At 59.8% G+C, this 13,018-nt stretch carries 9 protein-coding genes; 4 read left to right on the top strand and 5 right to left on the bottom strand.

Translation table 11 applies throughout. The features are described 5' to 3' along the window. Window positions 1-60 precede the first annotated feature (60 nt). From leuA to KKQ10_RS22535, 4 genes are all read right to left on the bottom strand, one after another. Window positions 61-1,740 carry a 2-isopropylmalate synthase gene (leuA, locus tag KKQ10_RS22550; RefSeq protein ID WP_025109209.1) on the bottom strand — a complete coding sequence of 560 codons (1,680 nt, stop codon included), beginning with the start codon at window positions 1,738-1,740 and terminating at the stop codon, window positions 61-63. A gap of 464 nt (window positions 1,741-2,204) precedes the next feature. Continuing rightward, window positions 2,205-3,029, bottom strand: a complete 825-nt coding sequence (locus KKQ10_RS22545; protein WP_007964447.1) for a peptidoglycan DD-metalloendopeptidase family protein — start codon at window positions 3,027-3,029, stop codon at window positions 2,205-2,207. Between the two features lie 3 nt (window positions 3,030-3,032). Beyond that, window positions 3,033-4,412, bottom strand: coding sequence for an exodeoxyribonuclease VII large subunit (xseA, locus tag KKQ10_RS22540; protein WP_215502315.1), 1,380 nt, complete (start codon window positions 4,410-4,412; stop codon window positions 3,033-3,035). A gap of 124 nt (window positions 4,413-4,536) precedes the next feature. Next, the gene (locus KKQ10_RS22535) at window positions 4,537-5,430 is read right to left on the bottom strand and encodes a LysR family transcriptional regulator (protein ID WP_215502314.1); all 894 of its coding nucleotides are present in this window, start codon (window positions 5,428-5,430) and stop codon (window positions 4,537-4,539) included. Between the two features lie 100 nt (window positions 5,431-5,530). Between KKQ10_RS22535 and KKQ10_RS22530 the strand changes: the two genes are divergently transcribed. The 4 genes from KKQ10_RS22530 (at window position 5,531) to guaA (ending at window position 10,380) form a co-directional block, all read left to right on the top strand. Next, window positions 5,531-6,304, top strand: a complete 774-nt coding sequence (locus tag KKQ10_RS22530; RefSeq protein WP_215502313.1) for a sulfite exporter TauE/SafE family protein — start codon at window positions 5,531-5,533, stop codon at window positions 6,302-6,304. Between the two features lie 172 nt (window positions 6,305-6,476). Then, window positions 6,477-7,025: a hypothetical protein gene (locus KKQ10_RS22525; protein WP_064589059.1), complete on the top strand. Its 549-nt coding sequence runs from the start codon at window positions 6,477-6,479 to the stop codon at window positions 7,023-7,025. 207 nt (window positions 7,026-7,232) lie between these two features. Beyond that, window positions 7,233-8,702 (top strand): IMP dehydrogenase, encoded by a 1,470-nt coding sequence (guaB, locus tag KKQ10_RS22520; RefSeq protein WP_127648229.1) that lies wholly within the window; start codon window positions 7,233-7,235, stop codon window positions 8,700-8,702. Window positions 8,703-8,802: 100 nt separating this feature from the next. After that, window positions 8,803-10,380 (top strand): glutamine-hydrolyzing GMP synthase, encoded by a 1,578-nt coding sequence (gene guaA, locus KKQ10_RS22515; RefSeq protein WP_127648230.1) that lies wholly within the window; start codon window positions 8,803-8,805, stop codon window positions 10,378-10,380. Window positions 10,381-10,539: 159 nt separating this feature from the next. Here the strand turns inward: guaA and KKQ10_RS22510 are convergent, their stop codons facing one another. Next, the gene (locus KKQ10_RS22510; RefSeq protein WP_252191713.1) at window positions 10,540-12,600 is read right to left on the bottom strand and encodes a TerD family protein; all 2,061 of its coding nucleotides are present in this window, start codon (window positions 12,598-12,600) and stop codon (window positions 10,540-10,542) included. Window positions 12,601-13,018: the final 418 nt, after the last annotated feature.

The raw sequence follows: 13,018 nt of genomic DNA, 5'->3' as shown, positions 1-13,018 counted from the left end.
ATCTTCAACAAAAAGGCCCCGGCGTTCACACCCCGGGGCCTTTTGCATGTCAGCGAAGGCTTAAGCGGCTTTCGCTTCCGGCTGGCTCAACGAACGGTTCAGTGCACTGAACAGTGCCTTGAAGCTGGCGGTGGTGATGTTTTCATCGATGCCCACGCCGTGCACTGCACGCTCACCGTTTACTCGCAGCTCAATGTACGCGGCGGCCTTGGCGTTGGTGCCCGCGCCGATGGCGTGTTCGTTGTAGTCCATGATTTCCACCGGGATCGGCAGGCCGGCCACCAGGGCTTCCAGCGCACCGTTGCCCTTGCCACGCCAGTGCAGGTTGGTTTCGCCCTGACCCTTGCTCGCCACTTCCACTTCGACGGCGCTGTTGCCGTTTTCTTCCTGCAGGCGATGGCTGACCAGCGCGTAAGGAGTGTTGGCTTGCAGGTATTCGCTGATCAACAGCGAATGGATCTGCTTGGCAGTCATTTCCAGGCCGAGACGATCGGTTTCACGCTGCACGACCTGGCTGAACTCGATCTGCATGCGACGTGGCAGGCTGATGCCGTATTCCTGTTCCAGCAAGTAAGCGATACCGCCCTTGCCCGACTGGCTGTTGACGCGGATCACCGCCTCGTAGCTGCGGCCGATGTCGGCCGGGTCGATCGGCAGGTACGGCACTTCCCACAGGGTGTCCGGTTTCTGCTGGGCGAAGCCCTTGCGGATCGCGTCCTGGTGCGAGCCGGAGAATGCGGTGTGGACCAGGTCGCCGACGTACGGGTGACGCGGGTGTACCTGGATCTGGTTGCACTCTTCGACGACTTTGCGCACGCCGTCGATGTCGGAGAAATCCAGCTCAGGGTCGACGCCCTGGGTGTACATGTTCAACGCCACGGTGACCAGGTCGACGTTACCGGTCCGCTCGCCGTTGCCGAACAGGCAGCCTTCGACGCGATCCGCGCCGGCCATCAGGCCCAGCTCAGTGGCGGCGACGCCGGTGCCACGGTCGTTGTGGGTGTGCAGGCTGATGATCACGCTGTCACGACGGTTGATGTTGCGACCGAACCATTCGATCTGGTCGGCGTAGATGTTCGGGGTCGCGCATTCGACGGTGGCCGGCAGGTTGAGGATCATCTTGTGCTCAGGCGTCGGGTTCCAGACCTCGATCACCGCGTCACAGACTTCCTTGGCGAACTCCAGCTCGGTGGCGCTGAAGGTTTCCGGCGAGTATTCGAAGGTCCACTCGGTGTCCGGCTGCATCGCCGCGTATTTGACGAACAGCTTGGCGGCGTTGACCGCGATGGCCTTGATGCCGTCCTTGTCCTGGTTGAAGACGATGCGACGGAAAGACGGCGAGGTGGCGTTGTACAGGTGAACGATGGCTTTCTTCGCCCCGCGCAGGGATTCGAAGGTGCGCTCGATCAAGTCTTCACGGCCCTGGGTCAGCACCTGAATGGTGGTGTCGTCCGGGATGTGGCCTTCTTCGATGAGGGTACGCACGAAGTCGAAGTCGGTTTGCGACGCGGCCGGGAACGAGGCTTCGATTTCCTTCACGCCCACCTGAACGAGGGTTTTCCAGAAGCGCAGCTTCTTCACCGCGTCCATCGGCTCGATCAGCGACTGGTTGCCGTCACGCAGGTCGGAGCTGCACCAGATCGGCGCGGCGTCGATGGTTTTCGACGGCCAGGTGCGATCCGGCAAGTTGATGACGGGAAACGCACGGTATTTCGAAGACGGGTCTTTGAGCATGCTCATCGGGAAATTCCTTATTGTCTGGGCCGAAAAGAGGCGGCCTGCCGGTGGAACGAATGTTCGGGGAAACGCGTGGGACGAGGCGCAGCGATTCAGCCCGGCAGTCGTGCGCTGACGAGGCACAGACTGCGGTGCTGGCGAAGCTGAATAAGGGTGTGAGAGGTTTTCATGTCTTCAACCCTAACCGCGAGGGGAGAGGATGGCAAGCAGTCGAAAAAAATTGAGAGGAATACTCGAAAAGCCGGATTTTGCGCGATTTTATTGTGGGATATACCGGTAATCTTCTGGATGCTTGCGCGAGGTTTGATTGGGGCGCAATCGGGGTTGATGGGGTTTCAGGGGGATTGCGGTGGCAGTGAGTCAGTCATCGCCAGCAGGCTGGCTCCCACAGTGGACCGTGTTCACAACACAAATCCAATGTAGGAGTGAGCCTGCTCGCGATTAGGCCAGAAGCCTCACTGGATAAATCAGGGCTGGAACGCACCAATGAAAATCGCCGGATCCACCCGCGCATCATTCAGGCTGATATTCCAGTGCATGTGCGGCCCGGTCGCCCGGCCGGTCGAACCGACCTTGCCGACCACCGCCCCACGGGCCAGTTGATCGCCAACCTTCACATCGATTTTCGACATGTGGCAGAACATGCTGATAAAGCCCTGCCCGTGATCGACAAACACCGTGTTGCCATTGAAGAAATAGTTGCCGGTCAGAATCACTTTACCCGCCGCCGGGGTCTTGATCGGCGTGCCGGCCGGTACTGCAAAGTCGAGGCCGGCGTGAGGATTGCGCTCCTCACCGTTGAAGAAGCGGCGTACACCGAACTTGCTCGACAGAGGGCCGTTGACCGGTTTGTCCAGCAGCAGGTTGCTCGGGGTGTTTGGGCTGAAGCTGCGGTAGGCCTTGATCTGTTCGGCCAGTTCACCCTCGATGCGCTTGAGGTTGGCCGGGTTCGGGTTGACCTGCTGGGTGTTCTTCAGGGTGATGTGCTGTTCCGGGTATTTCTTGTTACCGACAGTGAATGGCAGATTACGTCCGCCACTGCTGATCTGCTGGCTGCCGGGTTTGACCGTCAGCGGCACGCCGACAATCGCCAGCCAGTTGTTCTGTTCCTTGACCACCAGCACCGGTTTGCCCTGATAAGTGGCTTTCGGCGCCTGTGCGGCGCTGCCCAGATCAACCACCGCCACGCCGCCCGGCACCGGTTTGTTCAACAGGCGGGTGATGTAGCTGTCGGCGTGGGCGTTGAAGGTGGTCAGGCACAGCAACAATAACGGAGCAAAAAAACGCGGCATGGATCAGTCCAGTAAAGAAAGGGTGACGGGCGTCAGGTGATTGTCCTCGACGCGCACTTGCAGTTCGCCTTCGCCGAGTCTGGCTTTCAGGCGCTGGCCGGTGTGGGTCTGCGCGGCGTTACGGATCGCATGGCCGCGCTCATCCAGCAGAATGCTGTAGCCACGGCCGAGGGTCGCCAGCGGGCTGACCACATGCAGCGTCTGCATCTGGCTGTGCAGTTGCAGGCGACGGCTCTTCAGGCCTTCGCGCATGGCCCGGGGCAGGCGTTCGGCGAGGCTGTCGAGGCGCTGGCGCAACATCGCCAGTTGGCGTCCCGGGTGTTGTCCGGCAAGGCGGGTTTCCAGGCGGATCAGACGTTCACGGCGGGTAGTGAGCTGACGCTCGAAGGCGCGGCGCATGCGCATGTCCAGGTCATCCAGACGCTGAGCCTGCTGACGCAGACGCTCGCCCGGGTGACGCAAACGGCGGGAGATGCCTTCCAGGCGCAGACGATCGCGCATCAGCCGGTCACGCATGCGCATCACCAGGCGGCGATGCAGGCTTTCGACGCGGCGCACCAGGTCGCTGGAATCCGGGGCCAGCAATTCGGCGGCAGCGGAGGGCGTTGGTGCGCGGACGTCGGCGACAAAGTCGCTGATCGACACATCGGTTTCATGCCCGACGGCGCTGATGATCGGCGTGACGCAGGCATCCACCGCGCGGGCCACGGCTTCTTCGTTGAAGCACCAGAGGTCTTCCAGCGAGCCGCCGCCCCGGGCGAGGATCAGCGCGTCGAAGCCACGGGCATCCGCCAGTTTCAGCGCGCGGACGATCTGCGCCGTGGCCTCGCGGCCCTGCACGGCAGTCGGGATCAGCGTCAGTTGCACTTGCGGCGCCCGGCGGCGGAACACGCTGATGATGTCGCGAATCACCGCGCCGGTCGGCGAACTGATGATGCCGATGCGCTGCGGATGCGCCGGCAGCGGCACTTTGCGTTCGGCGCTGAACAGGCCTTCGGCGCTGAGTTTTTCCTTCAGTGCATCAAACGCCAGGCGTAGCGCGCCATCGCCGGCCGGCTCCACGGTGTCGAGAATCAGCTGATAGTCGCCGCGCCCTTCGAACAGCGAGACCTTGCCGCGCACTTTCACGGCCAGACCGTCCTTCAACGCCTGACGCACCCGCGCCGCATTGTTGCGAAACAGCGCACAACGTACCTGCGCACCGCTGTCCTTGAGGGTGAAATACACGTGGCCGGACGCAGGGCGAGCGAGGTTGGAGATTTCGCCTTCGACCCAGATGTTGCTGAACACGTCTTCGAGCAACACCCGCGCACGGCCGTTGAGCTGGCTGACGGTCAGGACTTCACGGTCAAGGCCGAGCCTTGAAAAGGGATCTTTAATCATGGGGCGCAGTTTAAAGCTAATTTCCGACTCAATACACGAGTCCCTGTAGGAGCTGCCGAAGGCTGCGATCTTTTGATCTGGATTCTCAAAAGCAAGAGCACAAGATCGCGGCCTTCGGCAGCTCCTACATGGGATCGTGGCGAGTGAAGCTATTGATGAAGAGTTGAACCAGCGGCGTGGGGTTTTGCCGGTAGGCGAGGGCGACCGTGCTCTGACAATCGGGATCGCTCAGCGGCAGAAATCGTACGCCGCTCGGGCTGATGTCCTGCATCGATTCGGGCAGCAGGGCGATGCCGAATCCCGCCTGAATCAATTGCAGTTGAGTGGTCTTGCGCGACATCACCCGCGCCGCTTTGGGGAAAAAGCCCTGGCGCATGCACAGGTCGGCACACAGATAACTGAGCCCGCCACGCTGCGGATGCGGGATCGAAATGAACGGTTCGTCTCTCAGCTGCGCCAGTTCCACAGAGGATGAATCGGCCAGGCGATGATCGTTCGGCACCGCCAGCAGCAGGCGTTCGGTGAACAAAGGCACAACCTGAATACCTTCACGCTGACGCAACACCGGCAGGCGCAACAGGCCAATGTCGAGGCGTCCTTCAGCCAGTTCCTCAAGCTGCGCCTCGGAGGACAGCTTGCCGATGTCCAGCGACACGCCACTCTGCTGCTCCAGATAAGTGCCGATCCGGTGTAATAAATGTCCGCTGATCGACACAGTGCTGGAATGACTCAGGCGCAACGTGCCCCGTTGGCCGTTACCGACTTCGGTCGCCATCGCGCTGGCCTTGCTCAGTTCATTGAGCAGGTTTCTGGCCCGCGGCAAAAACGCCTCGCCCGCAGCCGTGAGCCGGGGCTGGCGCGCGGTGCGTTCGAACAGCGGCGTTTGCAGGCGGGTTTCCATGTCCTTGATCTGCCGGCTCAGCGCCGATTGCGCGATGAACAGGCGTTCAGCGGCGGCACTGAAACTGCCGCACTCGGCGATTTCCACGAAGTAACGCAGTTGACGGATCGACAGCACAAGGTATGCCTTTTCGAGATGAGTAATGGCCTTTGAACATATTAGTCGCAACGCTTGGCGCTGGCTAAAGTCATCTCAGGCTTATTAAGGAAGCGGATCGATGAGTGTGCTGGGGTTGTTGAGCGAGTGGTCGTGGGGCGCGGGCGGCTGGGCGGTGATCGGCTTGGGGATCACGCTGGCCTATATCGTTTTCGGAATTGCCGGATTCGGTACGGCGCTGGTCGCGGGGCCGATTCTGATTCTGTTCATGCCGCTGTCGAAAATCGTGCCGTTGCTGGTGCTGCTGGATTTCGTCGCGGCGTTCGGCAATCTGCTGCCTTCGCGCCGGGACGTGGCCAAACCCGAGTTGGTGCGGCTGCTGCCGTGCATGGCGGTGGGGTGCACGTTGGGGGTGATTTTCCTGCTTAACCTCAAATCTGATTTGCTTCTGTTGTTGATGGGGCTGTTCATCAGCACCTATGCGATTTACAGCCTGTGGGTGAAAACCCGGCCGACGCAGTTGTCTGCCGGGTGGGCGTTGCCGATGGGCACGGTGGGCGGGCTGTTTGGTGCGCTGTTCGGCAGTGGCGGCTTCTTGTATGCGATCTATCTCAACAGCCGTCTGCCCAAAGACGCGGCCCGGGCCACGCAAAGTGCGCTGATCAGTTGCAGCACGGTGGTGCGTTTGAGTCTGTTCGCCCTTGCCGGGGTGTATGCCGAGCTTCCCTTGTTGATGCTGGCGCTGTGTCTGTTGCCGGCCATGGCGCTGGGGCTGTGGACTGGGCGGCGGTTGACGATGCGCTTGTCGCGCGAGGCGTTTGTACGGTTGGTGACCTGGCTGGTGCTGGCGAGCGGGATTGCGTTGATCGGGCGCTACATTATTAGTATGGCGTGAGCACTTGACCGGATTCTGTCAGGGATTAAGCTGCCGGCCGCCATTTCTTGTAGGAGTGAGCCTGCTCGCGATAGCAGACGATCAGTCAACATTGATGTGTCTGACACACCGCTATCGCGAGCAGGCTCGCTCCTACAGGGTCTATCCCGGAATTTGCAGCAGGCTTGCACCCATGAATTCGCAAAGCATCATCGTCCCGAAAATCTCCACCCTGCCGGTCCACGAACCCCGGGCGCGGGCGATCGTGCGCTGGCTGGTGCGCAAGAACATCATCGAAGAACAGCTGACCACCTGCGGTCGCACCGGCAACCGCATGGCCCACGCCATTGCCGACGGCGCGCGTGCGGTGGTGCTGCACCCCGAGGCGCTGCCCTTCGGCGAGCCGATCAATGGCCTGGAGATCATCGTCAAGCGCTGCATCTACACCCCGGCCAAGGGCTTTCTCGAAGAAGCCGGTTGCGCCGAGTGCCGCCGCGAAGTCGGCGAGGCGCTGTTCGAAAGCCTGGAAGACTGGATGCCCGGGCGTACCGACAACTTCACCTGCCCTGAATGCGGGCATGAAGACGACATCAACGGCTTTCTGTACTTGCAGGAATGCGCGTTTTCCAACCTGGGATTTATCTTCAACAACTGGCTGGAAGCCGGGTTCAAGCAGAGCTTTATCGACGAATTCGCCGATTGGCTGGATCAACCTGTCAGCTGGGTAAAAGTCGAACTCTGACCCCTGTAGGAGCTGCCGAAGGCTGCGATCTTTTGATCTTGTTTGTGTCAATCAAAGCCAAAAGATTGCAGCCTTCGGCAGCTCCTACAAAAAGCAGGGTTTTCCGTACATCAGTAACATCGATAATAGACAGAGTTTTACGTTGAACAGCAGGGGGTGTCTGACTATAATGGCGCGCTTCCATTTTCCCGCTCGGGAGCCCCCGCGATGCTGCGTATCAGCCAAGAAGCTCTGACATTCGACGACATTCTCCTAGTGCCTGGTTATTCCGAGGTGCTTCCTAACGAAGTCAGTCTCAAGACCCGCCTTACCCGTGGCATCGAGCTGAATATTCCACTGGTTTCCGCCGCCATGGACACCGTCACTGAAGCCCGTCTGGCAATCGCCATGGCTCAGGAAGGTGGTATCGGTATCATCCACAAGAACATGACCATCGAGCAGCAAGCTGCCGAAGTGCGCAAGGTCAAGAAGTTCGAAGCCGGCGTCGTCAAAGACCCGATCACCATCGAGGCTGACGCCACGGTACGTGATTTGTTCGACCTGACCCGCATGCACAATATTTCCGGCGTTCCGGTTCTGCACGATGGCGACCTGGTCGGTATCGTCACTTCCCGTGACGTACGCTTCGAAACCCGTCTGGATGCCACCGTCCGCGAAGTGATGACGCCTAAAGAGCGTCTGGTCACCGTGCGTGAAGGCGCCAACAAGAACGAAGTCCGCGAGCTGCTGCACAAGCACCGTCTGGAAAAAGTCCTGATCGTCGACGACAAGTTTGCCCTCAAAGGCATGATGACCGTCAAAGACATCGAAAAAGCTAAAGCCTACCCGCTGGCCAGCAAGGACGATCAAGGTCGTCTGCGCGTTGGCGCTGCCGTCGGTACCGGTAAAGACACTGGTGACCGCGTTGCCGCGCTGGTCAATGCCGGTGTGGACGTGGTGGTGGTCGACACCGCGCACGGTCACTCCAAAGGCGTGATCGACCGCGTTCGCTGGGTCAAGGAGAACTTCCCTGAAGTGCAGGTGATCGGCGGCAACATTGCCACCGGCGCAGCCGCCAAGGCCCTGGCCGAAGCCGGCGCCGACGCCGTCAAGGTCGGTATCGGCCCTGGCTCGATCTGCACCACCCGTATCGTCGCCGGTGTCGGCGTTCCGCAAATCAGTGCCATCGCCAACGTTGCCGCTGCCCTTGAAGGCACTGGCGTTCCGTTGATCGCCGACGGCGGTATCCGTTTCTCCGGTGACCTGTCCAAGGCCATCGTGGCCGGTGCTTCCTGCGTGATGATGGGCTCGATGTTCGCCGGTACTGAAGAAGCCCCGGGCGAGATCGAACTGTTCCAGGGCCGTTCGTACAAGGCTTATCGCGGCATGGGTTCGCTGGGCGCCATGTCCCAGGCGCAAGGCTCGTCCGACCGTTACTTCCAGGACTCTTCGGCAGGCGCCGAGAAACTGGTTCCGGAAGGTATCGAAGGCCGTGTGCCGTACAAAGGCACCCTGACGGCGATCATCCACCAGTTGATGGGCGGTCTGCGTTCCTCGATGGGTTACACCGGCAGCGCCGACATCGAAGAAATGCGTACCAAGCCTGAGTTCGTGCGGATCACCGGTGCCGGTATGGCCGAATCCCACGTTCACGACGTGCAGATCACCAAAGAAGCGCCAAACTACCGCGTAGGTTGAGGCTTCAAGCAAATCATCAAGCAACCGGGGCTGTTTTATTCAGCCCCGAGTTGTTTCTGAATCACGACTGTTTCTGAATTACTTAAGACGAGACTGAATCATGGCCCTCGACATTCACGCTCACCGCATCCTGATCCTCGACTTCGGTTCGCAATACACCCAACTGATCGCCCGCCGCGTGCGCGAGATCGGTGTGTACTGCGAACTGCACCCGTTCGACATGGATGAAGATGCGATCCGCGAATTCGCTCCTAAAGGCGTCATCCTCGCCGGCGGCCCCGAGTCCGTGCACGAAGCCAACAGCCCGCGCTGCCCGCAAGCCGTGTTTGACCTGGGCGTGCCGGTCTTCGGTATCTGCTACGGCATGCAGACCATGGCCGAGCAACTGGGCGGCAAGGTTGAAGGTTCCGAACTGCGTGAGTTCGGCTACGCCCGCGTTGACGTGGTCGGCAAGAGCCGCCTGCTCGACGGCATCGAAGACCACATCGACGCCGATGGCCTGTTCGGTCTCGACGTGTGGATGAGCCACGGTGACAAGGTCACCAAGATGCCGGAAGACTTCCACATCCTGGCCAGCACCCCAAGCTGCCCGATCGCCGGCATGTTCAACGATGATCGCGCTTACTACGGCGTGCAGTTCCACCCGGAAGTGACTCACACCAAGCAGGGCGGTCGCATCCTGTCGCGCTTCGTGCTGGACATCTGCGGTTGTGAAGCCCTGTGGACTCCGTCGAAAATCGCTGAAGACGCCATCGCCAACATCCGCGCACAAGTCGGTACCGACAACGTGCTGCTGGGCCTGTCCGGCGGCGTTGACTCCTCGGTGGTTGCGGCGCTGCTGCACAAGGCAATCGGTGATCAACTGACCTGCGTCTTCGTCGACAACGGCCTGCTGCGCCTGCACGAAGGCGAGCAAGTGATGGCCATGTTCGCCGAGAACATGGGCGTGAAGGTGATCCGCGCCAACGCTGAAGACCAGTTCCTCAACAACCTGGCCGGCGAAGCCGACCCGGAGAAGAAGCGCAAGATCATCGGCCGTACCTTCATCGACGTGTTCGATGCCGAATCCTGCAAGCTGGACAACATCAAATACCTGGCACAGGGCACCATCTACCCGGACGTGATCGAGTCGGCTGGCGCGAAAAGCGGCAAGGCGCACGTGATCAAGTCGCACCACAACGTGGGCGGCCTGCCGGAAGAGATGAACCTGAAACTGGTCGAGCCACTGCGCGAACTGTTCAAGGACGAAGTCCGTCGCTTGGGTCTGGAACTGGGCCTGCCGTACGACATGGTCTACCGTCACCCGTTCCCGGGCCCAGGCCTGGGCGTGCGCATCCTCGGCGAAGTGAAGAAGGAATACGCCGACCTGCTGCGTCGTGCCGACCACATCTTCATCGAAGAGCTGCGCAAGGCCGACTGGTACCACAAAGTCAGCCAGGCGTTCGTGGTGTTCCAGCCAGTGAAATCGGTTGGCGTGGTCGGCGATGGCCGTCGTTACGCCTGGGTCGTGGCGCTGCGTGCCGTGGAAACCATCGACTTCATGACCGCGCGTTGGGCACACCTGCCTTACGAACTGCTGGAAACCGTTTCCGGCCGCATCATCAATGAAATCGAAGGCATCTCCCGCGTCACTTACGACGTGTCGAGCAAGCCGCCGGCGACCATTGAGTGGGAGTGATCGCCGCGCCGCGCCCTCTAGATTGCAACGTTAGATCCGGAGAGGCGCAAGAGGGATTATAGAAAATGCCAGTCAGTTAAGCTGACTGGCATTTTTGTTTTTGGGCGGAAAGTACCGAGGCAGAGTTGTCGTTCTCAATGAACGCAAAGGCAGGCGGTATTAGAGGAACTGCGACCGAATCAAATCTGTATCGAACGGCGTTATCCCTTGATCAGGTGCAAACACCGCTTGTGCCTGCTGCGGCGAAGCTACTCGCTCGCCTCGTGCTCGTGCATGCAAATCGAACAATGTCTCCAGATCAGGCCGTGGTGTATGTACCAAAGCCCGCAGCATCAACGATATACCGCTGAGGTTGTTCCCGACATTGTTCCACCGGGGAGCTGAGGTCAGTCCCAGGTCGGCCCAGATCACGCGCCGTTCCTGCAAGTCCATCACAAAGGGCAAGCAGATCTGTGTGTCGGATGCGATATCGATACGATCGAACACGGTTCGCGGCTCGAATACTTCTCCCGATGCCGTATCGGTGCGGGCCATCCAGCCAGCGAAGCACTCTGGAAGATCGCAGTACGGCTGTTGGGTGTACGAGTTGATGGACGTGACGACATAACGGATTCCCTTCTCGACGAGGGCTTCAAGGTCGAGGTCGATGAACTCCGAAGCCCCTTCGGGCGCGTCGACGATGTCGCCGCTGTGGTAGCCGCCGTAATCTCTCAGGTTGTAGTACGCAACCGTTTCTCTGAACACGAAGTTGGCATCGAAAAATGCGGCGGACAAATCGATGTCCGTGCGTGAACGGCCGTTTTTCCACCACAAAAAAAGGCGAATGAAACGGGTGTCAGGCATCGGCAATCGGCTGCCCCGCACCAGTGTACGTAGTGACTTCGCTGAAGCGCGTTGTGCCAGCGGTACCCTGTATTCGCGTAATTCTGGATCAATGTAACAGCGACCCAATGGCGGTAGTGTCGCAAAATGCGTTACTAGAGCGTCCTCGCAGATTCGGGCTGCACGAGCCAGCACCTCGGGCGCGAGAGGCTCTCGGTGATCCTCGATGCCATAGACTTTTGCGAATGAACCTTTCGGCGTGAACGCCCGAAGGGGTAGGGGGCGCGGCGCACGCGACTGGGCCAGCAACTGCAGCAGGACAGGTGAGGACACTTGTGCCGCAACAGCCTCGAACGCATCGAGAACCGGCTCTGGTTCCGTCGCGCGTCGCAGGGTCGCGTCCAGCCGTCGTGCGAACTCACCGGGACGGCTCTGTAGCACGGACACAAGCTCGGCAATATCACGCTGGGCGAACAGTGTTTCGACACGTGAACCAAATGAGGCGGGCGCTTCGTTGCGACGCGCCGCCGTGATGGCGGCCAGCGCTCTTGGGTACTTATCGGCGTAGTCGCCCGGATGAAGTACTTCAGCCAGGCGTTTCCATCGCTCGGCTTGCCGCATCACGTCTTCTGTAGCGTTGGGTGTTCGATCGAGCAGACTCAACAGCAGGCGCCGCATCGAGCGCTTCATCGCTTTGAAGCGTGTCGTAGCGGTCGCCAGTGACACGTCCCCTCCGTTCAACGCGACCGCGAGTCGTAATACGTCAGTTGCCGTCTCGACATTTCGCTCCAGGAATACGTCTACCCGTGTATCGCCAGCTACATGCAGGATCAGTGCACCGCCAACCTGTGCCCGGATCTCCCGGAACGGGATGACCTCAGGCAGCAGACGGAACACATCACTTTTGTACTCGCGGATAAACCAGATGACATCGAAAACTTCTTCTTCGGAGAGCGAGGTGTGTGATGAAACCAGCGGCTCGAGCAGTGACTCGAACTCAGGAATGCTTCCCGGCTCGATAGTCCAGGGTATGACGTTGCCTTCAAGCAGGGGAGGTCGAGATTCTTCAGTCGCTGGTAAACGTCGAAGCGTGAGGTAATGCATGACGGCGTTAAGGTACAGCTCGGCTTCCGAGGCTGTCAGAACCTGCTCTGGAAAGTCAGGATAAAACGGTCTGTGCTGCACATGAGCGCCACTCCTGCGCCGGAGTACTCCGACAATGTCACGCAACCAGTACTTGAGTTCTGTCGCCGACAACAGGCCGATTTGTTCAATCAGAGGCTCTGACAGTACGCACCGGAACGCCGCGATTTCCCGGACAGCCGAGGCGACCTGAGCGCGCGTGGCGCCGCCAGTGCCCATCGGGACGTGAACTTTGCTACGGCGACGCAGGAACATCTCCTGATTCATCCTTGATTTTCTCCCAGAGTCGCCGTCGTGAGCGAGCTGCAGCATCATGTCTACAGCCAATATGAAAACGCCTGCTAGGAGCAGGCGCGGAGTGGAGAGCGGAACCCCTAGTTCATAGGGTTTAGAAGGAAGGTGTTCCATAGCCACGCCAGTATTCTACGGAAAGTTCTCCCCGGTTGTCAGGTTGCTTCGCACTCTAACGGTAACAAGCTGCTTCACCGGAAAAACAAGGGTATTTATGAGTGATAGGTCGCTCGTCCTTTCAGGGCCCGCAAAGTCTTTCAGGTATTCGCTGTGTTCCATCTGGCGACGACTAAGTGGAAATATGCAGAATTACCCGGACGCCGAAAGGCGCCCTTGTAATTCATCAACACACGCTTATTTCTGTTTGGTGCGTGCGCCGGCG

The organism is Pseudomonas sp. MG-9 (assembly GCF_018729515.1).
GTDB classification, from domain to species: Bacteria; Pseudomonadota; Gammaproteobacteria; order Pseudomonadales; family Pseudomonadaceae; genus Aquipseudomonas; species Aquipseudomonas serboccidentalis.
The sequence above is the reverse complement of the archived record's forward strand: the minus strand, read 5'-3'. Positions and strand labels throughout refer to the sequence as shown.

What these genes read in the sequence shown, in the direction of transcription:
- guaB (WP_127648229.1), top strand. Translation starts at nt 7,233, where the DNA reads ATGCTGCGTATCAGCCAAGAAGCTCTGACATTCGACGACATTCTCCTA.
- KKQ10_RS22525 (WP_064589059.1), top strand. Translation starts at nt 6,477, where the DNA reads ATGAATTCGCAAAGCATCATCGTCCCGAAAATCTCCACCCTGCCGGTC.
- leuA (WP_025109209.1), bottom strand. Translation starts at nt 1,740, where the DNA reads ATGAGCATGCTCAAAGACCCGTCTTCGAAATACCGTGCGTTTCCCGTC.
- KKQ10_RS22545 (WP_007964447.1), bottom strand. Translation starts at nt 3,029, where the DNA reads ATGCCGCGTTTTTTTGCTCCGTTATTGTTGCTGTGCCTGACCACCTTC.
- guaA (WP_127648230.1), top strand. Translation starts at nt 8,803, where the DNA reads ATGGCCCTCGACATTCACGCTCACCGCATCCTGATCCTCGACTTCGGT.
- KKQ10_RS22530 (WP_215502313.1), top strand. Translation starts at nt 5,531, where the DNA reads ATGAGTGTGCTGGGGTTGTTGAGCGAGTGGTCGTGGGGCGCGGGCGGC.
- KKQ10_RS22510 (WP_252191713.1), bottom strand. Translation starts at nt 12,600, where the DNA reads ATGTTCCTGCGTCGCCGTAGCAAAGTTCACGTCCCGATGGGCACTGGC.
- xseA (WP_215502315.1), bottom strand. Translation starts at nt 4,412, where the DNA reads ATGATTAAAGATCCCTTTTCAAGGCTCGGCCTTGACCGTGAAGTCCTG.